This is a genomic window from Nocardia exalbida NBRC 100660, from assembly GCF_000308575.1.
In the GTDB taxonomy this organism is placed as follows: Bacteria; Actinomycetota; Actinomycetes; order Mycobacteriales; family Mycobacteriaceae; genus Nocardia; species Nocardia exalbida.
In genome coordinates this window covers 72,967-96,904 of the sequence record NZ_BAFZ01000032.1, presented here as the reverse complement: position 1 = coordinate 96,904, position 23,938 = coordinate 72,967, and the positions used below count along the sequence as shown (strand labels likewise).

25 protein-coding genes and 1 pseudogene are annotated in these 23,938 nt (G+C 70.4%); 12 read left to right on the top strand and 14 right to left on the bottom strand.

The features are described from left to right. Positions 1 to 71 precede the first annotated feature (71 nt). Together ON29_RS06660 and ON29_RS06655 are read left to right on the top strand one after the other, a co-directional pair. The gene (locus tag ON29_RS06660; RefSeq protein ID WP_040865255.1) at positions 72 to 671 is read left to right on the top strand and encodes a TetR/AcrR family transcriptional regulator; all 600 of its coding nucleotides are present in this window, start codon (positions 72 to 74) and stop codon (positions 669 to 671) included. A gap of 221 nt (positions 672 to 892) precedes the next feature. Continuing rightward, positions 893 to 1,795, top strand: coding sequence for a cutinase family protein (locus ON29_RS06655; protein ID WP_083863271.1), 903 nt, complete (start codon positions 893 to 895; stop codon positions 1,793 to 1,795). A gap of 1 nt (position 1,796) precedes the next feature. On the opposite strand, the gene ON29_RS06650 is transcribed toward ON29_RS06655, so the two are convergent. Beyond that, entirely contained in the window at positions 1,797 to 2,246 is a 450-nt protein-coding gene (locus ON29_RS06650) for a MarR family winged helix-turn-helix transcriptional regulator (RefSeq protein WP_245548844.1), read from the bottom strand. A 93-nt stretch (positions 2,247 to 2,339) separates the two neighbouring features. Here ON29_RS06650 and ON29_RS06645 point away from each other — a divergent pair, with 93 nt between their 5' ends. Then, positions 2,340 to 3,122 carry a dioxygenase family protein gene (locus tag ON29_RS06645; RefSeq protein ID WP_040865254.1) on the top strand — a complete coding sequence of 261 codons (783 nt, stop codon included), beginning with the start codon at positions 2,340 to 2,342 and terminating at the stop codon, positions 3,120 to 3,122. Positions 3,123 to 3,193: 71 nt separating this feature from the next. Here the strand turns inward: ON29_RS06645 and ON29_RS06640 are convergent, their stop codons facing one another. After that, the gene (locus tag ON29_RS06640) at positions 3,194 to 3,565 is read right to left on the bottom strand and encodes an Rv3235 family protein (RefSeq protein WP_051174922.1); all 372 of its coding nucleotides are present in this window, start codon (positions 3,563 to 3,565) and stop codon (positions 3,194 to 3,196) included. A gap of 356 nt (positions 3,566 to 3,921) precedes the next feature. Between ON29_RS06640 and ON29_RS06635 the strand changes: the two genes are divergently transcribed. From ON29_RS06635 to ON29_RS06620, 4 genes are all read left to right on the top strand, one after another. After that, the gene (locus ON29_RS06635; RefSeq protein ID WP_051174921.1) at positions 3,922 to 5,169 is read left to right on the top strand and encodes an alpha/beta hydrolase; all 1,248 of its coding nucleotides are present in this window, start codon (positions 3,922 to 3,924) and stop codon (positions 5,167 to 5,169) included. Positions 5,170 to 5,271: 102 nt separating this feature from the next. Next, the gene (locus tag ON29_RS06630) at positions 5,272 to 6,366 is read left to right on the top strand and encodes an LLM class flavin-dependent oxidoreductase (protein WP_040865253.1); all 1,095 of its coding nucleotides are present in this window, start codon (positions 5,272 to 5,274) and stop codon (positions 6,364 to 6,366) included. Continuing rightward, positions 6,363 to 6,968 carry an FMN reductase gene (locus ON29_RS06625; RefSeq protein ID WP_040865252.1) on the top strand — a complete coding sequence of 202 codons (606 nt, stop codon included), beginning with the start codon at positions 6,363 to 6,365 and terminating at the stop codon, positions 6,966 to 6,968. The genes ON29_RS06630 and ON29_RS06625 overlap by 4 nt, the downstream gene beginning before the upstream one ends. Before the next feature lie 69 nt (positions 6,969 to 7,037). After that, entirely contained in the window at positions 7,038 to 7,586 is a 549-nt protein-coding gene (locus ON29_RS06620; RefSeq protein ID WP_040865251.1) for a YceI family protein, read from the top strand. 48 nt (positions 7,587 to 7,634) lie between these two features. Here the strand turns inward: ON29_RS06620 and ON29_RS06615 are convergent, their stop codons facing one another. The 3 genes from ON29_RS06615 to ON29_RS06605 all read right to left on the bottom strand — a co-directional run bounded on the left by ON29_RS06615 (position 7,635) and on the right by ON29_RS06605 (position 10,864). Continuing rightward, positions 7,635 to 8,474, bottom strand: a complete 840-nt coding sequence (locus ON29_RS06615; protein ID WP_217999085.1) for a DUF72 domain-containing protein — start codon at positions 8,472 to 8,474, stop codon at positions 7,635 to 7,637. A gap of 64 nt (positions 8,475 to 8,538) precedes the next feature. Further along, on the bottom strand, positions 8,539 to 10,056 hold the full coding sequence (glpK, locus tag ON29_RS06610) for a glycerol kinase GlpK (RefSeq protein ID WP_040865249.1): 1,518 nt from the start codon (positions 10,054 to 10,056) through the stop codon (positions 8,539 to 8,541). A gap of 25 nt (positions 10,057 to 10,081) precedes the next feature. Continuing rightward, positions 10,082 to 10,864, bottom strand: coding sequence for an IclR family transcriptional regulator (locus tag ON29_RS06605; RefSeq protein ID WP_040865248.1), 783 nt, complete (start codon positions 10,862 to 10,864; stop codon positions 10,082 to 10,084). Between the two features lie 239 nt (positions 10,865 to 11,103). Here ON29_RS06605 and glpK (ON29_RS06600) point away from each other — a divergent pair, with 239 nt between their 5' ends. Together glpK (ON29_RS06600) and glpD are read left to right on the top strand one after the other, a co-directional pair. Further along, a complete protein-coding gene (gene glpK / locus ON29_RS06600) occupies positions 11,104 to 12,636 on the top strand; it encodes a glycerol kinase GlpK (protein WP_040865247.1) in 1,533 nt (510 codons plus the stop codon). A 52-nt stretch (positions 12,637 to 12,688) separates the two neighbouring features. Next, the gene (gene glpD, locus ON29_RS06595) at positions 12,689 to 14,368 is read left to right on the top strand and encodes a glycerol-3-phosphate dehydrogenase (protein ID WP_040865246.1); all 1,680 of its coding nucleotides are present in this window, start codon (positions 12,689 to 12,691) and stop codon (positions 14,366 to 14,368) included. A gap of 37 nt (positions 14,369 to 14,405) precedes the next feature. Here the strand turns inward: glpD and ON29_RS36355 are convergent, their stop codons facing one another. Beyond that, positions 14,406 to 14,570, bottom strand: coding sequence for a hypothetical protein (locus ON29_RS36355; RefSeq protein WP_168434229.1), 165 nt, complete (start codon positions 14,568 to 14,570; stop codon positions 14,406 to 14,408). Positions 14,571 to 14,696: 126 nt separating this feature from the next. On the opposite strand from ON29_RS36355, the gene ON29_RS06590 reads away from it, so the two are divergent. After that, positions 14,697 to 15,371 (top strand): class I SAM-dependent methyltransferase, encoded by a 675-nt coding sequence (locus tag ON29_RS06590; protein WP_085994840.1) that lies wholly within the window; start codon positions 14,697 to 14,699, stop codon positions 15,369 to 15,371. 1 nt (position 15,372) lies between these two features. Here ON29_RS06590 and ON29_RS06585 read toward each other — a convergent pair whose 3' ends face one another. The 3 genes from ON29_RS06585 to ON29_RS06575 are packed head-to-tail and all read right to left on the bottom strand — an operon-like array spanning position 15,373 to position 17,927. Continuing rightward, positions 15,373 to 16,635, bottom strand: a complete 1,263-nt coding sequence (locus ON29_RS06585) for an acyl-CoA dehydrogenase family protein (protein WP_040865244.1) — start codon at positions 16,633 to 16,635, stop codon at positions 15,373 to 15,375. A 6-nt stretch (positions 16,636 to 16,641) separates the two neighbouring features. Then, entirely contained in the window at positions 16,642 to 17,640 is a 999-nt protein-coding gene (locus tag ON29_RS06580; protein ID WP_051174920.1) for a phosphotransferase family protein, read from the bottom strand. Beyond that, entirely contained in the window at positions 17,637 to 17,927 is a 291-nt protein-coding gene (locus ON29_RS06575) for a DUF6285 domain-containing protein (RefSeq protein ID WP_040865313.1), read from the bottom strand. The genes ON29_RS06580 and ON29_RS06575 overlap by 4 nt, the downstream gene beginning before the upstream one ends. A gap of 304 nt (positions 17,928 to 18,231) precedes the next feature. On the opposite strand from ON29_RS06575, the gene ON29_RS06570 reads away from it, so the two are divergent. Further along, complete coding sequence (locus ON29_RS06570) at positions 18,232 to 19,404, top strand: L,D-transpeptidase (RefSeq protein WP_051174941.1); 1,173 nt, start codon at positions 18,232 to 18,234, stop codon at positions 19,402 to 19,404. Positions 19,405 to 19,787: 383 nt separating this feature from the next. Here the strand turns inward: ON29_RS06570 and ON29_RS06565 are convergent, their stop codons facing one another. Further along, the gene (locus ON29_RS06565; protein WP_040865242.1) at positions 19,788 to 20,258 is read right to left on the bottom strand and encodes a winged helix-turn-helix transcriptional regulator; all 471 of its coding nucleotides are present in this window, start codon (positions 20,256 to 20,258) and stop codon (positions 19,788 to 19,790) included. A gap of 104 nt (positions 20,259 to 20,362) precedes the next feature. Between ON29_RS06565 and ON29_RS06560 the strand changes: the two genes are divergently transcribed. Beyond that, positions 20,363 to 21,616, top strand: coding sequence for a cytochrome P450 (locus tag ON29_RS06560; protein ID WP_040865241.1), 1,254 nt, complete (start codon positions 20,363 to 20,365; stop codon positions 21,614 to 21,616). Here the strand turns inward: ON29_RS06560 and ON29_RS33640 are convergent, their stop codons facing one another. The 4 genes and pseudogenes from ON29_RS33640 to ON29_RS37615 form a co-directional block, all read right to left on the bottom strand. Further along, a complete protein-coding gene (locus ON29_RS33640; RefSeq protein WP_245548843.1) occupies positions 21,617 to 21,982 on the bottom strand; it encodes an SDR family oxidoreductase in 366 nt (121 codons plus the stop codon). It abuts the gene before it with no gap. A 10-nt stretch (positions 21,983 to 21,992) separates the two neighbouring features. Next, the gene (locus ON29_RS36880; protein WP_245548842.1) at positions 21,993 to 22,160 is read right to left on the bottom strand and encodes a hypothetical protein; all 168 of its coding nucleotides are present in this window, start codon (positions 22,158 to 22,160) and stop codon (positions 21,993 to 21,995) included. Then, complete coding sequence (locus ON29_RS37620) at positions 22,157 to 22,609, bottom strand: SRPBCC family protein (protein WP_083863284.1); 453 nt, start codon at positions 22,607 to 22,609, stop codon at positions 22,157 to 22,159. The genes ON29_RS36880 and ON29_RS37620 overlap by 4 nt, the downstream gene beginning before the upstream one ends. A 399-nt stretch (positions 22,610 to 23,008) precedes the next feature. Continuing rightward, positions 23,009 to 23,404 (bottom strand): annotated as a pseudogene (locus ON29_RS37615) (FUSC family protein); the annotation flags it as partial. Positions 23,405 to 23,938: the final 534 nt, after the last annotated feature.

The window sequence follows — 23,938 nt, the reverse complement described above, 5'->3', positions numbered from 1 at the left end:
CAGTCTGGCGTACCCACCATTTGACAGTCAACATTGACTGTGAAAATGTCGCGGCGACGGGAGGAGCTGGTATGGCCGGACGACGCGAGGAACAGAAGCGGGCGACCCGCGTTCGCATCCTCGACGCCGCCGCCGACCTGCTGGCCGAGCAGGGCTACCGGGCGCTGTCCACGTTGTCCGTGCAGCGGGCCGCGAGCGTGAGCCGCGGGGCGCTGCTGCATCACTTCCCGACCCTCGGCGCGTTGATCGGTGAACTGGTCGGACATCTGGTCGCACGCAACGAGGCGGCGGTGCGAGAGGTCGCGGCCGGGCTCGGCACGGGGACCGATCCGCTACGCCGCGCCTTGACCGCCCTGTACGAGTCGATGGCGCGCCCGGCGGCGCAAGCCGAGTTCGAACTGTGGGCGGCCGCGCGGACCGATCCGGCGCTTGCCGAGGCGTTGCGCGCGGCCGAACGAAAAGCCGGGCGCGACTTGCGGCGCGTGGTGGACGCACTGTTCGGTCCGGACCTGGTCGCCCATCCGCGGTACCCGGCCGTCCGCGACCTCACCATCGCGATACTGCGCGGCACCGCGATGTCCCGGCCGCTGCGCACCTCCGAGCGCGCCGCGGCGGCAACCATCGATCGATGGGCGGAGGCCATGACAGTTCTTCTCGCCCAAGGCCACTAGCAATCGGCGAGCGCCGATGGCTCCGAATCGACTGTGATACGCGTCACTTCAGACTCCGATTGTGCACTCTCCCACACTGTCGCTATCCTGGCTGCACTTTGAGACCACCGAGTCTCAATGCAGCCTTCGACGGGGCCGGGTCCGACCACCGCACGGCGCCCGCGGAGGCCGATTCCTGCCGGGGAGCGCCTGCGGCGCCTGTACTACCAGGAGCAAACGCCATGCGATCGAAGTTGATCTCGGCGGCCATCGGTTTCGCGGTGATGGCGCTGTCGTGTGTGGGGCCGGGCAGCGGGCCCGCCGTCGCCGCACCGGATTGCCCGAGTCTGTATGTGGTGGCGATCCCGGGAACATGGGAGACCACCGCGGACGGTGAACGCCCCGGGCCCGGGATGCTGGCCGGAGTCACCCGCGGCCTGCCGTCCTCGGCGTCGGTGGACTACGTGAGTTACGCGGCGACCGCCTTCCCTTGGGAGAGCGAGGTATACGGCGCCTCCAAACGCGAGGCCGTCGACAACGCGCGCGGCATGATCGCGGCGATGGGCCGGGAGTGCGGCGCGACCAGGATCGCGCTGCTGGGCTACAGCCAGGGCGCGGACGCCGCCGGTGATCTCGCCGCCGAGATCGGCACCGGACTCGGCGTCGTGCCGCCGCATCGGATCGCCGCGGTGGGGCTCATCTCCGATCCCCGCCGCTCCCCCACCGACGCACTGGTCGGTCCCCCGGTCGGCGGCGCGGGCGCGGGTGGTCCGCGCATCGGCGGGTTCGGTCTCCTCACCCCGCAGACCCGCACCATCTGCGCGATCGGCGATCTTTACTGCACCACGGCGTCGGACGATTTCGTGACCCGCTTCGCGGGCTTCCTGGCCCAGACCTCGCACCCCGACCCGGCCTACCTGTGGCGCTACCAGATGGAAATGGGCGCCATCGTCGGCGACCTGATGTCCAACGGCGGAATCCCCCTTTTGCAGAGCCAGCTCTCGGAGTCGGCCAACCAGGAACGGGCTCGGCTGCTGGACGAGTTCTACCGCTCCGAAGCGCACACCGCCTACGGCAGCTACCCCGTCGGAGGCGGAGCGACCGCGCTGTCGTGGATGCACGACTGGCTGGCGTCGCTGGCCTGAGTCAGGGAGCGAGTCGCCGCGCGACCTCGCCCAGACTGTCCGCGACAGCGCCCTGCTGCGCGTCGGTGAGCACGTCGACGAGGACGCGGCGGACGGTCGCGACATGGCCAGGCGCGACCTGGGCCAGCCTTTCCCGGCCCGCGGCGGTGAGTACGGCGATGACGCCGCGCACGTCGGTCGGACAGGCCTCGCGGACCAGCAACCCGGTCTTCTCCAACTGCGTCACCTGATAGGTCAGACCGCTTTTGGAGGTGTAGAGCGCCTCGGCGAGTTCGGTCATCCGCAGGCGGCCCTCCGGCGCGTCCGCGAGCCGCACGAGCACCTCGTACTGGGTGTGCGACAGCCCTTCCCGCTTGAGCTGCCGTTCCACCTCGCGACCCACCAGCGCGCCGGCCGCCAGGAAGTTCTGCCACACCGCCATCTCGCGGACGTTCAGCCACGTGGTCTCCACAGCTCCACCCTAGCCCCTTGTTCAAATTTGAACAACCAGCTACAGTTGAGTTCGAATTTGAACTACCTGGGCGACCGAGCCGGGAGGAGCACTATGACCGTGGCCACCGAAAGAATGCCGGTGCTGTATCTCTCGCATGGCGCTCCGCCACTCGCCGACCACGAGAGGTGGCCCGCCGAACTGGCGGCGTGGTCGCGCGCGTTGCCCCGGCCCCGCGCCGTCCTGATCGTTTCCGCGCACTGGGAGGCCGCGCCGATCGCGCTCGGCGCCACCAGGACGGTGCCGCTGGTCTACGACTTCTGGGGCTTTCCGGAGCGGTACTACCAGGTGCGTTATCCCGCGCCGGGCGCGCCCGAGCTGGCCGGCAAGGTGCGGAATCTGTTGCGCGGACCGGGCGCCGCGGTGGCGGACGTGCCGGATCGCGGGCTCGATCACGGCGCCTACGTGCCGTTGAAGGAGATGTATCCGGACGCCGGCATCCCGGTGTTGCAGCTGTCCATGCCGACGCTGGACCCGCAGGTCCTGTTGGGCATCGGCCGGAAGCTGGCGCCGCTGCGCGACGAAGGCGTACTGATCGTCGGCAGCGGATTCTTCACGCACAATTTGCGCGCGCTGACCGCCGACGACGAGCACGTACCCTCCTTCACGGCCGAATTCGACGCGTGGGGCCGCGAGACGCTGGCCGCCCGCGACCTGGACGCACTGCTCGACTTCGAGCGCACCGCGCCCGCAGCTCGCCTGGCCCATCCACGCGCCGACCACTTCGCGCCACTGTTCGTCGCGCTCGGCGCGGGCGAGGAGGATTTCGGCACGCTGCGTACCGTCATCGACGGCTACTGGTTCGGCATGGCACGCCGATCCATTCAGCTCGGCTGAGCGCAGGTGCCGACGGTCCGCGAGGCGGCGCCACCGCGACCGAGGTCGCGAGCCCTGTACGGCCGACCACGTCATCGGATGCGCAGCGCCGTCAGCCGCCAGCCCGCCGAGCGGGTCCGCGCGATGCGCGCCGCCAAGGCGAAATGACGCCTGCCCCGGCCGTAGGTGGCGAAGACCTCGGCGGTCTTGGCGTCCACCAGGACCACGTTCACCCGCATCGGCACCGCGACGCCGAGGTCGCGGCCGGGCACGAGACCGGCGCCGATCAACGTGCGCACCGCGGCGACAACCGTGGCGTCGGCGACCACGGCCAGTTGCGGCACGGGCCTCCTGCGGTCGAGCACCTCGAGGACGACTCGCACCGCCGACTCGGCGAATCGGCGTGCCGCCGACCGCGACTCGTCCTCGCCCCGCGCGGTGGAGGCATGGCTTCGCCGCACCACGCTGCGTATCCCGGCACTGGACCGACCGGAGGTCGCGTGTGGCCGCGACCGGCACGGTAGCGCCCGAGCTGGTGCCGGATCGCAGGCCATCGGCTCCGCCTCGGCGCGGCGGCGACTGTCCAAGGGCGGCTCCGGATTCGGAGCAGGCGCCAACCAATCCTGATAACCAGCCATGCACATCCCTTCGAGAACCCGGTGGTCGAACCCTGTGGGGACCGATTCTGCGGACCAGCCACCGGAAGTCGCGCGTAGTCGGCTACCCGAATCCGTCCCGGCACGCCACCACCGGAAACCGGCGGCTACGAAGACCGACCTATGTTGGAGCCGGCGAACCCGACCCGGAACCGGAGACCTTGATGACCGACGAGCGAGGAGCGGACGTGACCGTGCCCGGAAAGTCCGCGACCCCGCGTCGCCTGGTCCGCATCGGCCTGCTCACGCTCGCCGGAGCGCTCGCCGCGTATCTCGCACTCGCGCAACTGATCGCGATCCTGCCGGTTTCCTGGGTGATGCCGTTGCTCGGCAACGCGGTCGCGCAGTCGGCCGTGCTCTTGCTCGGCGCCGTCCGCGACGCGCTCGGCTCGTGGAACATGGTGCTGGCGGTGGTCGCGACCGCGCTCGCGCTGACGGCGTTTCGCGGGGGCGAGCGCGGACGGCGCCTCGCGGGCACGGTGACCGGCGTCGCCGCCCTCGGCCTGGTGCTGTCCGTCGTGACCAGCGCGACGCTGGTGTTCGCGGCGCGTGACGCCGCGGGCGTCTGGATTCCGTTCGCCCCGGCCGTGCCGTTCAGCACCATCGGCGACCCGCCCGACGAGACCGTCACCTACGCGACCGTGGACGGACAACCGATCCAGGCGGACCTGTACCTGCCCGCTCCGGGGCCGCGACCGGCGCCGCTGGTGGTGAGCATTCACGGCGGCGCTTTCGTCACGGGCAGCCGTGGCACCGACGCCTACACGACCTGGCTGGCCGACAACGGATACGCCGTCCTCGATGTGGACTACCGCCTCTCCGACGAAGACAACCACCGCTGGAACACCGCGGACGCCGACGTCGCCTGCGCGCTGAGCTGGGCCGCCGCGAACGCGCAGCGGTACGACTGGGATATGCGGCGGGTCGCCACGTTCGGCGAGTCGGCGGGCGGCAATCTGGCCGTCAACGTCGCGAACAAGATCAACGCGGGTGCCCTGCGGCCCAGCTGCGGTAGCGCCGCCGAGCTGCCGAAGGTACGCGCGGCGGTGGCGCTGTATCCGGCGGTCGACCTCGCCGCGTCAGGCAGCGAGACCGCGCTCGGTGTCGACGCGGCCCGGCAGTACCTCGGCGGAACGCCCGACCAGTACCCCGACCGCTATTCCGCGACCGGCGCCGCCGCGCAGGTCACCGGCGACTCCCCGCCCACCCTGCTGATCCAGGGCGCCAACGATCACCTGGTGCTCGCCGAGCACACCGCCGCCTACGCCGCGACTCTGGAGACCGCGCGCGTGCCGCACCGCTGCGTCGAGCTCCCCTTCCTCGATCACGCCTTCGGCACCACCGAACTCGACACCGGTGCGCTGGTCACCCGCGAACTCACCCGCACCTGGCTGACGGAATACCTGCCGTAACCGACGCCACATCGCCGGAGCGGGAATACCCACGTACCCCGCTCCGTTCCTTTGGTTGCCATATCCACCAAATTGAGACAGACTGAGAACGAAGGAGGCGTCGTGCAGTTCGGAATTTTCACGGTCGGTGATGTGACGACCGACCCCACGACCGGCCGGACGCCCAGTGAGCACGAGCGCATCACGGCCATGGTGACGATCGCCCGCAAGGCCGAAGAGGTCGGGCTGGACGTGTTCGCCACCGGCGAGCACCACAACCGGCCGTTCGTGCCGTCGTCGCCGACCACCATGCTCGGCTACATCGCGGCGCGGACCGAGCGGCTCCAGCTCTCCACCGCCACGACGCTGATCACCACGAACGACCCGGTGAAGATCGCCGAGGACTTCGCCATGCTGCAACACCTCGCCGAGGGGCGGGTGGACCTGATGCTCGGCCGCGGCAACACCGGGCCGGTCTACCCCTGGTTCGGCAAGGACATCCGCGACGGCATCCCGCTGGCGATCGAGAACTATCACCTGCTGCACCGGCTCTGGCGCGAAGACGTGGTCGACTGGGAGGGCAAGTTCCGCACGCCGCTGCAATCGTTCACCTCGACGCCGCGCCCGCTGGACGACGTACCGCCGTTCGTCTGGCACGGCTCGATCCGCAGCCCCGAGATCGCCGAGCAGGCGGCCTACTACGGCGACGGATTCTTCGCCAACAACATCTTCTGGCCGAAGGAGCACTTCCAGCGGCTGATCGCGCTGTACCGGCAGCGCTACGAGCACTACGGCCACGGCTCCGCCGACCAGGCGATCGTCGGCCTGGGCGGACAGGTGTTCATGCGCAAGAACTCCCAGGACGCGGTGCGCGAGTTCCGGCCCTACTTCGACAACGCGCCGGTGTACGGGCACGGCCCGTCGCTGGAAGAGTTCACCGAGCAGACCCCGCTCACGGTGGGCAGCCCGCAGGAGGTCATCGACAAGACGCTCACCTTCCGTGCGGCGTTCGGCGACTACCAGCGCCAGCTGTTCTTGATGGATCACGCGGGCCTTCCGCTGAAAACCGTCCTGGAGCAACTGGACCTGCTCGGCGAGGAAGTGGTTCCGGTGCTGCGCAAGGAATTCGCGGCTCTGCGCCCGGCGCACGTGCCCGACGCGCCGACGCACGCGAGCCTGGTCGCCGCCCGTGACGCCGCACTGGAGGCAACCCGATGACCCGCATCGCCGTCGTCGCCGCGGGCTTGTCACAGCCGTCCTCGACCCGGCTGCTCGCCGATCGGCTCGCTGCCGCCACCGGCGCGGCGCTGTCCGCGCCGGGCGCGGACGTGACATTCGACGTGGTCGAAGTACGCGGACACGCCCGCGATCTGGCCGACAACCTGCTGACCGGGTTCGCGCCCGGCGGGCTGCGCGCGACGATCGATACGGTGACCGGCGCCGACGGCTTGATCGCCGTCACGCCGATCTTCAACGCGTCCTACAGCGGCCTGTTCAAGACGTTCTTCGACGTCCTGGAACCGGACGCGCTGGCCGGGATGCCGGTACTGCTCGGGGCGACCGGCGGCTCGGCGCGCCATTCGCTGGCGCTGGAGCACGCACTGCGGCCGATGTTCAGCTACCTGCGCGCGGTGGTCGCGCCCACCGCCGTCTACGCGGCGTCCGAGGACTGGGCATCCGCGGCGGCGGGCGGATTGAGCACCCGGATCGACCGTGCCGCAGCGGAATTCGCCGCCCTGCTGACCGGCACACCGCGCGAGCGCGCCGCCGATCCGTACGACCACCCGGTACCGTTCGCGCAGCTACTGGGCACCCACTGACCCTTTCCCCACCGACCGAGCCCGACCCACATCCAACTAGTTCAATTCTCAATCATCAAGGAGAACACCATGTCGACCGGAACCACCAACGCTCTCACCGCGGGCACTTGGGCGATCGACCCCGCCCACTCCACCCTGGGCTTCTCGGTACGCCACCTGATGGTCAGCAAGGTACGCGGCCGCTTCACCGACTTCTCCGGCAAGCTGGTCATCGGCGAGGACGGCAGCGCCTCGGCCACCGCAGAGATCCGGGTCGACTCGGTCACCACCGACAACGAACAGCGCGACGCGCACCTGCGCACCGCGGACTTCTTCCAGGCCGAGGAGTTTCCGGTGGCCACCTTCGAGTCCACCGGTTTCCGGGTGAACGGCGACGACTTCATCGTGGACGGCGAGTTCACCATCCGCGGCGTCACCAAGCCGGTCACGCTGGACGTGGAGTTCCTCGGCGTCAACCCCGGCATGGGCCACGGGCCGGTCGCCGGCTTCGAGGCCAAGACCGTGATCAACCGCCGCGACTTCGGCATCACCATCGACATGCCCCTGCCCGACGGCGGCGCGGTGATCGGCGACAAGATCACGCTCACCCTCGAGATCGAGGTCGGTTTGCAGTCCTGAGTGATCCGGACGGTCCCGCGGCAGTTGCCCGCGGGACCGTTCTTTTCGTCAGAAGAGGGTCATCGGCTCGGCAGGCGTCGGCTCCGGCAACGGGTCGAGCTGTGGCAGCCGGGCGCGGACCTCGTCGTGGAAGCGGCGGGCCAGCTCCAGCGAGCCCGCGTTGTCGGGGGTGTGCACGAACACCGTCGGCGACCGGCCTTCGCGCAGCCACTCGGCGACCGTGCCGACCCACGGCTGCCAGCCGTCGACGGTGCGCTCGACATCGTCGCGGCCGTGGTACCGCACGATCGGGTACTCGGTCAGGGCGCGCATCCTGCGCCGCACCCGCGGCTTCTTCGACGCCGCCTCCTGTTCCGCCGCACTGGTGGGCGGACCGTCGAACAGCACGGTGGTGTCGAACGGAACCCATTCGGCGCCCACCCTGGACAAGACGTATTCCAGCCTGCGCGCCGCCTGCTCGTCGGCGAAGAACGCGGGATGGCGAACCTCGACGGCTGCCCGGTAGGTGCGCGGCAATTGCCGCAGGAATCCGGCCAGCGCACCGAGATCGGTGGGGCCGAACGAGCCGGGCAGCTGCACCCACAGGGCGTGGATGCGTTCCCCGAGCGGCTCCATCGCGGCGAGGAACGAGCGCAGATCCTCCTCGACGCCGGTCAGCCTGCGTTCATGGGTGATGGGCTTGGGCAGCTTGAGGACGAACCGGAACGCGGGATCGCATTGACTCGCCCACGATTCCACTGTGCGCCGTGACGGCGTCGCGTAGAAGGTCGTATTGCCTTCGACCGCATTGCACCACGTGGCGTACCAGCGCAGCCGCTCCCCCGGCGCGAGCTGCCTTTCCTGCCGAGCCGCGTGCGTCCACATCGCACATCCCACGTGAAGCCGCATGCTTCCGACGCTAACCCACCATCCCGACACGCTCGTCCCGGTGGCACGCGACCACGACCGGGACTCACCGCCGCGCCCGCTTCGCCGACCGGACCCAGCCGAAGGTCAGCTCCACGGCGCGCTTCCAGTTGTCGTACTCCTCCGCTCGCAACTCGGCGTCCATCGATGGAACCCATTGCGCGGCAAGGCGCCGGTTGTTCCGCAGTCCTTCCAGATCGGGCCAGTAACCGACGGCCAGGCCCGCGGCGTACGCGGCGCCGAGCGAGACCGTCTCGGCGACGAACGGACGCGACACCGGAACGTCGAGGACGTCGGCCACGATTTGCATGAGCAGGTTGTTGGAGGTCATGCCACCGTCCACGCGCAGCGCCTCGGCGCGCAGGCCCGAATCGGCGTTCATCGCCTCCACCACGTCGCGGGTCTGCCAGGCGGTGGCCTCCAGCACGGCGCGGGCGATGTGGCCCTTGGTGATGTAGGAGGTCAGTCCGGCGATGAGACCGCGGGCGTCGCTGCGCCAATGCGGTGCGTAGAGCCCGGAGAACGCGGGCACGACGTAGCAGCCGCCGTTGTCTTCGACGGTGCGGGCGAGGGTTTCGATCTCCGGCGCACTCGTGACGAGCCCGATGTTGTCGCGCACCCACTGCACGAGCGAACCGGTGACCGCAATCGGGCCCTCCAGCGCGTAGACCGGCTCCGGGCCGATCTGGTAGCCGATCGTGGTGAGCAGGCCGTGTCCGGAGCGCACCAGCTCACGCCCGGTGTTCATCATGAGGAATCCACCCGTTCCGTAGGTGCACTTGGTTTCCCCACGCGCGAAACAGGTCTGGCCGAACAAGGCGGCGTGCTGGTCGCCGAGCGCGGCGGCGATCGGGATGCCGGGCACCACCCGGCGCGTACTGCCGTATGACGCGGTCGATGGCTGGATGCGCGGCAGCATCCCCGCCGGGATGCCGAAGAACTCCAGCAGTTCGTCGTCCCAGGCGAGGGTGCCGATGTTCATCAGGAGGGTACGGCCCGCGTTGGTGACGTCGGTGCGGTGCAGGCCACCGTCCGGACCGCCGGTGAGGTTCCAGATCAGCCAGGTCTCCATGGTGCCGAACAGCACCTCGCCCCGCTCGGCGCGCTCGCGCAGACCCGGCATCGTGTCCAGCATCCAGCGCAGTCGCGGCGCGGCGAAATAGCTCGCCGGTGGCAGACCGCACAGTTCGCGGATCCGGTCGGCGCCCGGCTTGCCCTCCAATTCCCGGACCAGTTCTTCGGTCCGCACGTCCTGCCAGACGATGGCGCGCCCGACCGGCGTGCCGGTGCGGCGGTCCCACACCACGGTGGTCTCGCGCTGGTTGGCGATGCCGAGCGCGACGATCTGATCGGCGGCCACACCGGAATCGCGCAGCGCCTGCGGCACGATCCGCTCGACGTTGCGCCAGATCTCCACGGCGTCCTGCTCGGCCCACCCCGGCCGCGGGTAGTGCTGCCGGTGCGAGCGCTGGGCTACCCCGACGAGCCGGGCACGCTGATCGAACAGGATGCACCGCGTGGAGGTGGTGCCCTGATCGATGGCGAGCACATAACGCTGCTTCATACTGCTCCTGGAGGAAATCCGCTGGTCACCGGCGTGACGGCGGTCGGTCGCCCGCGCCGAGATCGCGCGACACCGCCCGTGCGGCGTCCAGCACCCGGCCGACGAGCGCGGGCCGGTGCCGCGACTTCGCGTCACAGAGCCGGTCCACCGCGCCGGTGATGCCGATGGCGCCGACCACGAGCCCACCCGGCGCCCGGATCGGCGCCGCGATACCCGCCTCGCCGGTCCGGAACTCCTCGATGTCGCCCGCCCATCCGGCCCGCCGCACGCCGGCCAGTTCCCTGGTGAGCGCGGCGCGGTCGACGAGAGTGCGGTGCGTGAGCGCGGCAGGCTCGGCCCGGCGCACCGTCGCGGCCAGGTCGGCGTCATAGGCGAGCAGCACCTTGCCCAGCGCGGTGGCGTGCGGCGGCAGGAGTTCGCCGAGTTCGAGCGCCTGTTCGGTGTTGTCCGGCCGGAACACGTGGTGGACCACAACCACCGCGCCGTCCAGCGGCGCGCCGATCCGCACCGCCTCGCCCGTGCGCGCCGCCAGCGCGTCGGCCCAGTTGATCGCGCGGGAGCGCAACTCGTTCGCGTCGAGGTAGCCGCCGCCCAGGTGCGGCAATGCCGCGCCGAGCCGGTACTTGCCGCTCGCCGGGTCCTGGTCGACGAAGCCGACGCCCTGGAGCGTGCGCAGGATGCCGTGCGCGGTCGGCTTGGGCAGGTCGAGCGCGCCCGCGATGTCGCCGACGCCGAGACGACCGGAGCCGCGGGCCAGCAGTCGCAGCACGGCCGCCGCCCGCTCGATCGACTGGATCGGACCCGGCATGTCCGGAAACCTATCCCCCGCGTCGTGATTCGACAATCGTGTGGGACGCCCGGCGCACCCGGTATGAGCTGCGCCATACCTTCGCCTCGCCGGAGTCGGTCAGCCATTGCGTTCTCCGCGACCGGCCCGCGCGTTCGACATTGTCGAATGGCAGCGCTATCCGGGTCCGGCATTCCGCCGTAGTTTCCGTTTCGAGCACGGTCGCGTCCGCGACCTGCGCGGCGAACGGAGGCTCAGCGATGACTCGGGGCGGTAGCCGGTACGTCGGCGCCATCGACCAGGGCACCACGAGCACCCGCTTCATGGTGTTCGACCACGGGGGCAACGAGGTCGCCCGCCACCAGCTCGAGCACGAGCAGATCCTGCCGCGCCCCGGGTGGGTGGAGCACAATCCGACCGAGATCTGGGAGCGCACCCGCGCGGTCGTGCAGACCACGCTGACCAAGGCCGATCTCGTCGCGAGCGACCTCGCCGCGGTCGGCGTCACCAACCAGCGGGAGACCACGGTGGTGTGGAACCGCAGGACCGGGCGGCCGTACTGCAACGCGATCGTCTGGCAGGACACCCGCACCGATCGCATCGCCGCCGAATTGGAGCGGGCCGGGCACGGCGACACCATCCGGCGCAAGGCGGGCCTGCCGCCCGCGACCTATTTCTCCGGCGGCAAACTGCGCTGGATCCTCGACAACGTCCCCGGGGTGGCCCGGGACGCCGAACGCGGCGACGCGCTGTTCGGCACCACCGACAGCTGGCTGCTGTGGCAGCTGACCGGCGGGGTGGACGGCGGCGTGCACGTCACCGACCCGACCAACGCCAGCCGCACCATGCTGATGGACCTGGAGACATTAAACTGGGACGACGAGCTGCTGGGCTTGTTCGGGGTGCCGCGCGCGATGCTGCCCAGGATCGCGCCGTCGGCGAATCCGGACCTGTTCGGCCGCACCCGGCCCGACGGGCCGTTCGGCGGCGCGGTCCCGCTCGCCGGTGTGCTCGGCGACCAGCAGGCCGCCACCGTCGGACAGGTCTGCTTCCGTCCCGGCGAGGCGAAGAACACCTACGGCACCGGCAACTTCCTGTTGCTCAACACCGGGACCGAGATCGTGCGATCGCAACACGGACTGCTCACCACCGTGGCCTACCGATTCGGCTCGCAGAAGCCGGTGTACGCGCTGGAAGGCTCGATCGCGGTCACGGGCTCGGCGGTGCAGTGGCTGCGCGACCAGCTCGGCATCATCTCCGGTGCGGCGCAGAGCGAGTCGCTGGCCCGGCAGGCCGAGGACAACGGCGGGGTGTACTTCGTACCCGCGTTCTCCGGCTTGTTCGCGCCCTACTGGCGATCGGACGCGCGCGGCGCGATCGTCGGCCTGTCCCGCTACAGCACCAACGCCCATCTCGCGCGGGCGACGCTGGAATCGATCTGCTACCAGACCCGCGACGTGGTCGAGGCGATGCAGGCCGACTCCGGCGTCCGGCTGGACGTGCTGCGGGTGGACGGCGGCGTCACCGCCAACGAGCTGTGCATGCAGTTGCAGGCCGACTTCCTCGGCGTGCCGGTGTCGCGCCCGGTGGTCGCCGAGACCACCGCCCTGGGCGCCGCCTACGCGGCCGGGCTGGCGGTCGGCTTCTGGAACGACACCGACGAACTCGCCCGGAACTGGAACGAAGCGAAGCGCTGGCACCCGGCCTGGTCGCCACCGCAGCGTGAGCGCGGCTACGCGCGCTGGAAGAAAGCGGTCGCCCGCACCCTCGATTGGATCGACGACGAGGACTGAGCCGGCGACCCCGTCGTACCCGAATATCCCCGAAACAAGGAGAGACAGCGCTGTGTCCGCCCGATTGGATGCCCGATACCGCGACCGCGCGGTGAACTCGCTCGGTGACACCGAGATCGACGTGCTCGTCATCGGCGGTGGCGTGGTCGGCGCGGGCGCCGCGCTCGACGCCGCCTCCCGCGGCCTGACCGTGACCCTGGTGGAGGCAAGGGACTTCGCCGCGGGCACCTCGAGCCGCTCCAGCAAGCTCATCCACGGCGGGCTGCGCTACCTGGAACAGCTGGACTTCTGGCTGGTGCGAGAGGCATTGAAGGAACGCGGCCTGCTACTGCACCGGCTGGCTCCGCACCTGGTACGGCCGGTGTCGTTCCTGCTGCCGTTGCGGCATCGTGTGTGGGAGCGCGCCTACATCGGCGCGGGCGTCGCCCTGTACGACACCATCGGCGGCGCCCGCGCCCTGCCGATGCACCGGCACCTGTCCCGCACGCGCGCGCTGGAACTCGCGCCCGCCCTGCGCGAGGACGCGCTGACCGGGGCCATCCGGTACTTCGACGCGCAGGTCGACGACGCCCGGCACACGATGATGATCGCGCGCACGGCGGCCGGGCACGGCGCGACCGTGCTCACCCGCACCAAGGTGACGGCGCTGCTGCGCGACGGCGAGCGCGTCGTCGGCGCGGAGGTCACCGACCTGGAGACCGGGCGGGTGCACGCGGTCCGCGCGCGCCGGGTGATCAGCGCCACCGGAGTGTGGACCGACGAGATGAACCGGATGACCGGCGTCGAGTTCCCCTTCCACGTCCGGATGTCCAAGGGCGTGCACATCCTGGTGCCGCGCCATCGCCTGCACTTGGACACCGGCCTGATCATGCGCACCGAGAAGAGCGTGCTGTTCGTCATCCCGTGGCACGGGCACTGGATCATCGGCACCACCGACACGGACTGGTCGCTGGACAAGGACCACCCGGCCGCCAGCGATGCCGACGTGCGCTACCTGCTCGATCAGGTCAACCGGGTGTTGCGGGAGCCGCTCACCCGCGACGACATCGTCGGCACCTACGCGGGTCTGCGCCCGCTGCTGTCCGGCGCGTCGTCCGACACCGCGACGCTGTCGCGGGAGCACGCGGTCGCCGAACCGGCCCCCGGCCTGTTCGTCATCGCGGGTGGCAAGTACACCACCTACCGGGTGATGGCCGCCGACGTCGTGGACGCGGCGGTGGCGGGGCTCGGCCGGGCGGTCGCGCCGTCGGTGACCGAGCACCTGCCGATCCTCGGCGCGGTGGGCTACCAGGAACTCGCCGCCGACCTCGACAGCCTGGCGCAGCGCGCGGGCCTGCCGCGCGCGACGGTGCAGCGACTGCTCGGCCGTTACGGCTCGACGATCACCGACCTGTTCGACCTGATCGCCCGCGAGCCCGAGTTGGGTGAGCCGCTCACCGGAGCACCCGAATACTCGGGCGCGGAGGTGGTGTACGCGGTGACGCACGAGGGCGCACTGCACTTGGACGACGTGCTCACCCGCCGCACCCGGGTATCCATCGAAACGGCCGACCGAGGCCTGGCCGCCGCGCCCGGGGTGGCTCGGCTGATCGGCGCGTACCTCGGCTGGGACGCCGCGGCCACCGAGCGGGAGATCACCCGCTACCGCGATCGGGTGCACGCCGAATTGGCCGCCAACCAGGCGGCCGACGACGAATCCGCGAACGCGGCCCGGCTGATCGCCGTGGCCTGAGCCCCTGGCACGGTTCCCACACGGAACCGCGCCGGGCTCACTGATCCATGCCGCTGTGCCCGCTCGGCGTCGACTCGTCGGTCTCGAGTTCGGCGCCGGCCGGGTGCTCGTCGGCGTGCGTCGGCTTGGTGTGCTCGTCGGCGAAATCCGCGTCCTGCTGCATCGACTCCGCCGTCGTCGGATCGACATTCGGTGTGCTCATAACCCGCGCGTACCCAGCGGTGCGGCCCTGACGCACGCACCTCGCCTCGGCGGAAAGCAGGATCGGCACTCTCGGCGGGAGTGGCGGGTTGACCTCGAGCACGGTTGAGGATGGAGCATGGTGAGCATGACTCGTCCAGCTGATTTCTGGAACACCGTCTATGACAACGACACCGCCCCCTGGGTGATCGGCGAGCCGCAACCGGCCATCGTCGCGCTCGAGCGGGACGGCGGCATCACCGGACGCGTGCTCGACCCGGGCTGTGGCGCCGGTGAGCACACGATCCTGCTGACCAGGCTCGGGTACGACGTACGCGGAATCGACATGTCGCCGAGCGCGGTGGCGTACGCGCGCGCCAACGCCGCCGAGCAGGGTGTGCCGTCGGCCGCCTTCGAGGTGGCCGACGCCCTCGCGCTCGGCGACCGGCCGGAGTTCGCCGGTGATCCGCCCGGCTCCGCGCCCGCGTTCGACACCATCGTCGACAGCGCGCTGTTCCACGTCTTCGGGACCGAGGACGAGCCGCGCGCCGCCTATGTCCGCAGCCTGCACGCGATCTGCAAGCCGGGCGGCACCGTCCATGTTCTCGCGCTCTCCGATGCCGAGCCGGGGTTCGGCCCGCGGATCAGCGACACCTTGATCCGGGAGTCGTTCCGCGACGGCTGGACGGTGGAAGACGTGCGGCAGGCGCGCTACCGGGGGCGGGTGACCGACCCGGCGGCCCAGGACGTGGCGAACCTGGAGGTCTCCGCGTCCGGCCACGTCGACCTCGCCGCGTGGCTGGCCCGGATCCGCCGCCTCTGAGTCACACGCCCTTCGGCGCTTTGCTTCCCATGAAGCCGAACAGGTAGCCCGCCACCCGCCGCATCTGGATCTCCTCGGCTCCCTCGGTGATCCGGTAGCGCCGGTGGTGGCGGTAGATGTGCTCGAACGGCTTGTGCCGGGAGTAGCCGAGGCCGCCGTGCACCTGCATGGCGCGGTCGGCGGCCTCGCAGCACAACCGGTTGGCCCAGTAGTTGCACATCGAGACCTGCTCGGAGACGGCGAACGTGCCGTAGGTGTCCATCGACCAGGCGGTCTTGTGGATGAGGGCGCGCAACATCTCGCACTGGGTGTGCAGCTCCACCAAAGGGAACTGGATCGCCTGGTTGGCGGCCAGCGGCTTGCCGAAGGGCTTGCGCTGTTTGGCGTAGGCCACCGACTGGTCGACGCAGTACTGCGCCGCACCCAGACTGGACGCGGCCTGGCGGATCCGGTTCTCGTTGAAGAAGTGCTGCACCACCGCCAGGCCGCGCCCCTCGCCGCCGAAGACGGCGCTGTCGGGGACCCGGACGCCGTTCAGGGAGACACGGGCGTGGTCGGTGGGCATGTTGAAAGTCCAGAGGTATTCCTCGACGACGAAACCCGGGGCGTCGGTGGGCACCAGGAAGGCGGTGATGCCCGCCGCGTCGCCGGGCCCGCCCGAGGTGCGCGCGAAGATCAGGTCGGCGTCGGCGATGTGCACGCCGGTGTTCCAGGTCTTCTGCCCGGTGATCACCCAGTCGTCACCCTCGCGGACCGCCGCGGTCTCCATGTGGGTGGCGTCGGAGCCGTGCTCGGGCTCGGTGATGCCGAAGGCGAAGAACTTCGTCCCCGAGGCCAAGCCGTCCACCCACTCCGCGCGCTGCGCGGGTGTGCCGTGTTCGAGCATGAGCAGCAGGCCGACGTTGTTGGCGACGATGGCGTGCTCGTTCTGTAGATCGCAGTGCAGGCCGAGGCCGCGCCGGGCCAGGTGCTCGCGGATCACGGCCATGCCCAGGTTGGTGCCGTCCCGGCCGCCGTACCGCGCGGGGAACGCGTACCGCAGATGCCCGGCGGCGTCGGCGCGCCTGCGTACCTCCGCCAGCAGGTCCTCCCATCGCGCGTTCGGCAGGCCGCCGCGCTCCCAGTCGGTGCGGGCGTCCTCGCGGCGGTGGTCGAAGAAGCGGATGTTGTCGTCGGCCTGCTCGAGCGGCGTGATCTCGCGTTCGATGAACGCGTCGAGTTCGGCCAGGTATTCGACCAGTTCCGCGGGTAGCTCGAAATCCATCGGGCATCAGCCTTTCGCAGTGGGTCGGATCTGCATCAGCAGGTCCCATTCGATTTCCGGCACGCGGCGCCCGCTGGCCGCCATCACGATGTCTCGCACGCTGCCGTCCGAGTGGGCCGCGGCCTGCCCGGCCAGCCCGATGCCCCAGGCGAGCGTGCACATCACCTTCCACCAGCGGAACCGGTCCTCATCGAAATCGCCGCCCGCGCGCCGGTAGCCGCGCACGAACGCGGCGCGGCCCGCGAGCCCGCCGAATTCCCGGTCGTCCGCGCGGAAGCGCCACATGCGCAGCGCGGGCCAGGCCACGTCGCGCATCGGATCGCCGTGGCGCTGCGCGCCTTCCCAGTCCAGCACCGCTCGCAGGCCGTCGGGCCCGACGACGATGTTGCCGTTGCGCATGTCGGTGTGCAGCAGCGCGGTACGGGGCGGCGCGGGCGGACAGTGGCGTTCCAGCCAGCGCAGCGCGAGGGCGAACACCGGCCGGTCCGGCAAGAGCGCGCGCACCTGCTCGCCCGCCTCGGCCAGCTGGCGTTCCGGATCGGCGGCCGCTTCGGGCAGGCGAGCGGGCGCGGACGCGGGGTCGATGGCATGCAGACGGCCCATGGCCGCACCGAGCTGTTCGGCCACTCGTTCGCCGAGACGCGCCGCCTCCGTCAGCCGTAATACCTTGCGGGGCACGGTCTCCCCGTCCACCCGTTCGGAGACCACGAACGGCCCGCCGACGTAGGCGCTGTCGGTACAGATCGCCACCACGGGAGGCACCGGCACACCGTGCGTCCTTGCCAGTTCGCGGACGGCGGCCTCCACGTCGACCGGAACCAGCTCGATCGCGCTCGGCACGATGGTCGCGACCAAGCGTCGCGTTCCGCCCTCCAGGTCGGTTTCGAAGGCGACGTTTCGGCGACGGGCGCCCGCGGAGAGGTATTCGACGTTCGACACCGTCACCGCGCGGCCGCTCCCCGCCTCGAGGAACCGGGCCAGACCGCGTGCCAGGTCGGCGCTCACTCGCCCGTCCAGGCGTCGTACCCGGGTTTGGCGATCGCCAGATCGGCCCGCACGATCGAAACCAGCGCTTCCCAGAGTCGCTCGTCATCCCCGTCGGCCACCGCGTCGAGCAGCTCGTGCTCGGCCGCGGCGGGGCCCGATTCGATCTCCCTGCGCACGATCCTGGCGAGATTGGCGCCCACCCGCGCTTTGTGCTGCAACCCCGCTGGCAGGGCGGGCAGCAGCGTCTGCTCGAGCAATTCGGCGATCGATTCCAGCAGCTCCGCTGCCGATGGGCGATTCTGCACGCGTTCCCCTCGGTCGGTTCCGGCCCCCAGCATGGCACGCACCGGTACCGTCCCGATCGGCACTTTCGGCCGTCACCCCTGGCCGCGCAGCCGTGACGATCCCGCCGCCGAGTCCCTTCCTGTGCGCCGGCTGGGAATCTGCCGTGGGTCCTCCTTCGCGTGGGGTTGCGCATGGAGCGGTCGGTAAAATGCGAAGGGGCAGTGGGCGCGGGTGCGCCATTCGTTTGCGCTGGGCTGAAACAGGAGAAATGCATTGGCGACCAGTCGCGTCCGATCCGGAGTCGTCGCGGGGATCGCCCTGGTCATGGCGGTGATCGTGGCGGCGTGCTCGTCGTCGTCCGAGCCGGGCGGTACGCCGGGAGCGGCAGGCCCGGCGCCCTCGCCCCTCACCATCACGCCCGCGTCGGGGGCCCGCAACGTCGATCCGCTCGCACCGATCCAGGTCAGCGCCACCGAGGGGCAGCTGACCTCGGTCACCATGACCAACGAGCAGGGCAACGCCGTCGAGGGGATCATGACGCCGGACAAGACGGCCTGGAAGCCCACCGAGCCGCTCGGCTACGGCCGCACCTACACGGTGACCGCGGAAGGGCTCACCGTCACCGGCAGGACCGGGCCGACCACCGCGACCTTCTCCACGCTGACCCCGAACAATCAGACGAAGGTGTCGCTGACCACCACGGGCGGCACTCCGCTGTCCGACGGCGGCACGTTCGGGGTGGGCACCGTGGTGGTGGCCCACTTCGACGAGGACGTCCCCGACCGCGCCGTCGCCGAGAAGCACTTGTCGGTCACCACCGACCCGCCGGTGGAGGGATCCTGGTACTGGCTCGACGATCGCAACGTGCATTGGCGTCCGCGGGAGTACTACACCCCGGGCACCAAGGTCAGTGTGGCGGCGAACATCTACGGCCAGGAACTCGGCCGCGGGCTCTACGGCCAAGAGGACACCAAGACCACGTTCACCATCGGCGCGTCGCACGTCTCGATCGCCGACGACAACACCAAGCAGATCCAAGTCTTCGAGAACGGCAAGCTGATCCGCACCATGCCGACCTCCATGGGTATGGGCGGCAGCGAGGTCATCGGCGGCAAGACGCTCACGTTCTGGACCCAGCCCGGGATCTACACCGTGATGGACAAGGCCAATCCGGTGATCATGGATTCCTCCACCTACGGCCTGCCGATCAACTCGCGCCTCGGCTACAAGGAGGCCATCGGCTGGGCGACCCGGATCAGCACCGACGGCATCTACCTGCACCAGCTCGACTCGACCATCTGGGCCCAGGGCAACACCGACGTCTCGCACGGCTGCCTCAATCTCAGCGGCGAGAACGCCCGGTGGTTCTTCGATTTCGCCGTCCCCGGCGACGTCGTGGAGATCCGCAACACCGGAGGCGCCCCGCTGGAAGTCTGGCAGAACGGCGACTGGGGGCTGCCGTGGGATCAGTGGGTGCAGGGCAGCGCGCTTCGATAGGGTCCGTCCGGCCGACACGCTGGCCGCCCTTGCCGATGCCGGGAAGCTGCACTACATTCCTGCACTCGCGAGACCAATCGGTCTCCAATCCCTGCGCGGCACACCCGCGACGGCACCGCGCGGGACCCCGCGTTGACGATCGGAGCCGGCTCGATGGCGATGCTGCTGTACTACCTACTCCTACCGCTCTATCTCGCCGAGGCATTCGTCAACCAGCTGTCCTGAGCGCGGCTCGGCCGCAACACACTTCAGGGGGCCGCTCCCGCCATCGACGCGCCGCGCTCGGCCTACCCCCTCTCGTACCGCTCGGAACAGGTGACGCCCACCGCGAGTTCGATGCGTCGTCAGCGCCGATGCCCGGATGCTCGGCCCGAGCGATCTTCTCAACCGGCCTGTTCGGCGCCCGGTGGCTGATGGAAGCCGGGGCCCGCCTTCGGTTCGACCTCGCGCGGGTCGATCGGCTCGCGGCAGTGGTCGCAGACCAGCATGGGTGAGGTCTCCTGCCCGCAGGTGCGATGTTCCAGGACGACCGGCCTGCCCTCCGGCCCGACCAAATGGTGATCACCCCAGACCATCATCGCCGTGACGATCGGATACAACTCGCGGCCCGCGGCGGTGAGGTGGTAGTCGACGCGCCCGCCGCCGTGGTCGGTGCGGGTGAAGATGCCCGCCTCGATCAGCATGCGCAGGCGGCTGGTGAGCAGGTTGCGGTTCGTGATGCCGATATTGCGGGCGAAATCGCTGAAACGATGCACCCCGAAGAACGCCTCGGCGATGAGCAGGATGGTCCACCGGTCGCCGAGCAGTTCGACGACGCGGGTGACCGAATCGTCGACCGGGCGCCGCAATGTCATGGCGCTATTTTCGCATCCCGTCACGGTATTGCTTTCCTACTGATGGTATCGGAATAATACTGACATACCGGTGCCCGTTCCGGGCCGGACAGCTGGGAGTGTCGATGACGACCACGAACCACCCGACCGACGATTACGTGCGCCTGCTCGACCCCGCGGTACGGCCGGATCCGTACCCGCTGTTCGCGCGGCTACGCGACTGCGGCGCGTTCCGGATCGGCACGGCGCCGGTGGTCGTGCTGACCCGCTACGCCGACTGCGCCGCGGTATTGCGCGATCCGCGCGCGAGCGTCGACCGGTCGCTGGCCCGGTTGCAGCTCGGTTCGATGCCGATCTACGACGGGACCCGCGAAGACGGTGCGGCACAGGCGAAACCGTCGTTCCTGTTCCTCGACCCGCCCGATCACACTCGCCTGCGCCGCCTGGTGTCCAAGGCGTTCACCCCGCGCGTCGTGCGGCAGCTCGAGCCCCGGATCACCGAGATCGTCGACGACTTGCTCGACCAGCGCGCTCGTGCGGGACGTTTCGACGCCGTCGACCACTTGGCCTATCCGCTGCCGGTGACCGTCATCTGCGAATTGCTCGGCGTCCCGCTGGCGGACGAGGCGCGGTTGAGCGCCTGGTCGGCGCTGCTGTCCCGCACGCTCGACCCGACCTCCCGCGCGGCCGCCCAATTCCGCGCCGACCCCGCCGAGATCCGGCGCGCCGGGACCGAATTGCATGCCTACTTCGAAGAACTCATCGACCGCCGCAGGCGCACCCCGGGCCCGGATCTGCTGTCCGAACTCATCGCCGCCGAAGACGCCGGGGACGTGCTCACCCACGCGGAACTGATCTCGACCTGCGCGCTGCTGCTGGTCGCCGGGCACGAGACCACCGTCAACCTGATCGCCAACGCGATCCTCGCGCTGCTGCGCAGGCCGGAGGAACTCGCCGCCCTCCGCGCGGATCCGGACCGGGCGGCGGGCGTCGTCGAGGAGACGCTGCGCTTCGACCCGCCGGTCCAGCTGATCCCGCGCGTCGCCGCCGACGAGCTCAGCATCGGCGGCATGGACATCGAGCGCGGCGATCTGGTGGTGCTGCTGATCGCCGCCGCGCACCGCGATCCGTCGGTGTTCGGCGACCCCGACCGATTCGATCCGGCGCGCGAGAATCGCCACCTGGCCTTCGGCCTCGGGGCGCATTTCTGCCTCGGCGCTCCCCTGGCTCGCTTGGAGGCGCGAGTGGCGTTGACCCGGTTCGCGCAACGAATGAAAGACCCCTCGCTGCCGGTGGACCCGCCGCCGTACCGGGAACACGTGAATCTGCGCGGGCCCGCGCACCTGCCCATCGAGTTCGCGGCGATCCGGCCCAGGTAGTCAGCCGTCGTAGGAGACGTGCGGCGTCCACCCCTCGACGGGGCGAGTGGCCGCCACGTGCAGCGCCGCGGCGACCCGGTCCCGCGTGAACGCTCCCTCGCCGAGCACTCCGTTGACCTGCACCGCGACGGCCCGTACGCCGACGGGCGCGAGGGTGGCGTCCAAGCTGGTGACCAGGTTGCGCACCGCCGCCTTCTGGACGCCGAGCGAGGCGGCCCGGTGCCACGGCCTGTCCGCGGCCGCACTGCCGGTGACCAGCACGCGCGCGCCATCGGCCAGGAATGGACGCGCTGCCTGGACCGCGGGCAGTAGAGCCGCGGCGCCCACGGTGAAGTCCTCGATCAACGCGGCGACCGAGAGCTGCAACGGATCGGCCTCACGCCGCCAGCGGTTCGGCCTCCTCGGGTAACCGGCAGGCCAGCACGGTGGTGAAGCCGTCGGCGGCGAACAGGCCTGCGACCGACAGCCCGACACCGGGACCGGCGCCGAGCACGAGCAGCACGGGAGCAGTCGAGGTTTCCGGGGCCGGGCGGCTGTCGGTCATTCGACGACGGCCTTGATCCGGTTCAGCGTCTCGCGCATGCCCTCGACGTTGGTCTTGCCGCGCGTCCACCCGGCGAGCAACCAGTACAGCCGCAGCACAGGGTTGCTGTGCAGTTGAAACGACTCGGTGACATCGGTGCCGCCGTCGACCGGTTCGAAGACGTAGCGCCATGTGTTGACCGGCATGCCCTTCGGTCCCAGCACGGTGAACGCGAACTCGCGACCGGGCTCGCAGGCGACGATGCGGCACACCGTCGCGTACTTCAGCCCCCAGCCGTTGCGGTTGACGTGACCGCGGAACTTCACGCCGACCGCGGGCCCGGTGGCGCCGCCGAGCCACTCCGCCGCGAACGTCTCCGGACTGAACCGCCCGGTGTTCTCGATGTCACTGACCAATTCCCAGATCTCGTCGGCGGGGGCGGCCATCCGGACGGTCACGCTGTCATGCATGCGCCGAACGCTAGCAGGCGGTCCCGCCGTCGCCTCCGGGTCGAACCGGGCTGCTGTCAGGCGGGCCGCCCAGCCGTCCACGTCGGACAGCCGCTGTCCGGGTTGCAGCACCCAGCAAGCGGCGAGCAGATCGTGGCCGAAGTGCGCGAGGGCCGCGTGCTCCGGCCAGTACTCGCTGGTCCACTCGGGGTCGTCGGTCGCCGAGTCGATGCCGCTGCGGACCACGCCGACCAGTTCGAATTGCAGATGCTGGACCAGCACCCACGCTTCGGCGTCCATCGGCTTGCGGCGCAGGTGGTCGAGCAGAGCGCGGGCGGCGGCGCGCACCCGCTGTTCCATCCGGTGGAAGGTGCGCCGGTGCCCGTGGGGCGCGACGCCGTGCAGCGCCAGCACGGCGACGGCGACGCCGATCATCGTCTCCCACAGCCGATCGCGGATCACCGGCCCGATCGGGCCGCCCGTGGTGGCGACCCCACCCGCGATCAGCGCGACCGGCGTGATGAAGACGACGGCCAGCGCGTAATTCCGCGGCACGAACAGCTCGATGCAGAACTGCAACGCGGCGACCAGTGCGATCAGCGCGTACCCGGTCGGCCCGAGCTGGTAGATGAGCGCGAACAGCCCGAGGCCCGCGATCGTTCCGACGAACCGGTGAATGGCCCGCACTTGCCCGCGCACGCGATCGGGCCCGGCTTGCAGGACGATGAGGGCGCTGAGCACCGCCCAGTGCGGCCGGTCCAGACCGAGCAGCGCGCTCAGCGCACCCGCGCCCACACAGCCCGCGGCGACGCGCATCGCGCTGATCGCCGCGTGCGAGGAGAACGACAGGGAGCGCCGCAGCCGGAAACCGACGCCGGGCCGGGCGAACGAGACCAGCGGATCGACCAGCAGATCGTCGGTGTCGTCGTCGGGAACGTGCCCGGCGAGGCCGCGCCGCGCACCCTGCAGGGTGGTCAGCAGTTCGGCTTCCCCGGGATCCGAGGGCACGCCCGCGTCGTACACCGCCGCCCACGCGTCCGCCATCGCCGCGCCCGCCCGGTGGCGCAGGTCGATGGCGGGCGTCCCCGCCTCCCGGGCCGCGACGTAGGCGTCGACCGCCCGGACCGCCGCGTCGACCGCGATCCGTTCGGGTTTGCGGCGATCGCGCAGCGCCCCGGCCATCGAGACGACGATCGACGCGACCACACCGCAGGCCGTACAGAGCAACAGCGTCACCACATCAGCCCCGGCCTCAACGGCTTTCATCGCGCCCGCGCAGACCAGCGCGAAGAACAGCGCACCCGGCGGACCGAGCCGCAGCGCGTCGATGACGAACACCGCCACGACCGC

Excerpts from the sequence above, each read along its gene's own strand:
- ON29_RS06660 (WP_040865255.1), top strand. The coding sequence starts at position 72 with ATGGCCGGACGACGCGAGGAACAGAAGCGGGCGACCCGCGTTCGCATC.
- ON29_RS06655 (WP_083863271.1), top strand. The coding sequence starts at position 893 with ATGCGATCGAAGTTGATCTCGGCGGCCATCGGTTTCGCGGTGATGGCG.
- ON29_RS06645 (WP_040865254.1), top strand. The coding sequence starts at position 2,340 with ATGACCGTGGCCACCGAAAGAATGCCGGTGCTGTATCTCTCGCATGGC.
- ON29_RS06635 (WP_051174921.1), top strand. The coding sequence starts at position 3,922 with ATGACCGACGAGCGAGGAGCGGACGTGACCGTGCCCGGAAAGTCCGCG.
- ON29_RS06625 (WP_040865252.1), top strand. The coding sequence starts at position 6,363 with ATGACCCGCATCGCCGTCGTCGCCGCGGGCTTGTCACAGCCGTCCTCG.
- ON29_RS06620 (WP_040865251.1), top strand. The coding sequence starts at position 7,038 with ATGTCGACCGGAACCACCAACGCTCTCACCGCGGGCACTTGGGCGATC.
- ON29_RS06615 (WP_217999085.1), bottom strand. The coding sequence starts at position 8,474 with ATGCGGCTTCACGTGGGATGTGCGATGTGGACGCACGCGGCTCGGCAG.
- glpK (WP_040865249.1), bottom strand. The coding sequence starts at position 10,056 with ATGAAGCAGCGTTATGTGCTCGCCATCGATCAGGGCACCACCTCCACG.
- ON29_RS06605 (WP_040865248.1), bottom strand. The coding sequence starts at position 10,864 with ATGCCGGGTCCGATCCAGTCGATCGAGCGGGCGGCGGCCGTGCTGCGA.
- glpK (WP_040865247.1), top strand. The coding sequence starts at position 11,104 with ATGACTCGGGGCGGTAGCCGGTACGTCGGCGCCATCGACCAGGGCACC.
- ON29_RS36355 (WP_168434229.1), bottom strand. The coding sequence starts at position 14,570 with ATGAGCACACCGAATGTCGATCCGACGACGGCGGAGTCGATGCAGCAG.
- ON29_RS06590 (WP_085994840.1), top strand. The coding sequence starts at position 14,697 with ATGACTCGTCCAGCTGATTTCTGGAACACCGTCTATGACAACGACACC.
- ON29_RS06585 (WP_040865244.1), bottom strand. The coding sequence starts at position 16,635 with ATGGATTTCGAGCTACCCGCGGAACTGGTCGAATACCTGGCCGAACTC.
- ON29_RS06570 (WP_051174941.1), top strand. The coding sequence starts at position 18,232 with ATGGCGGTGATCGTGGCGGCGTGCTCGTCGTCGTCCGAGCCGGGCGGT.
- ON29_RS06565 (WP_040865242.1), bottom strand. The coding sequence starts at position 20,258 with ATGACATTGCGGCGCCCGGTCGACGATTCGGTCACCCGCGTCGTCGAA.
- ON29_RS06560 (WP_040865241.1), top strand. The coding sequence starts at position 20,363 with ATGACGACCACGAACCACCCGACCGACGATTACGTGCGCCTGCTCGAC.
- ON29_RS36880 (WP_245548842.1), bottom strand. The coding sequence starts at position 22,160 with ATGACCGACAGCCGCCCGGCCCCGGAAACCTCGACTGCTCCCGTGCTG.
- ON29_RS37620 (WP_083863284.1), bottom strand. The coding sequence starts at position 22,609 with ATGCATGACAGCGTGACCGTCCGGATGGCCGCCCCCGCCGACGAGATC.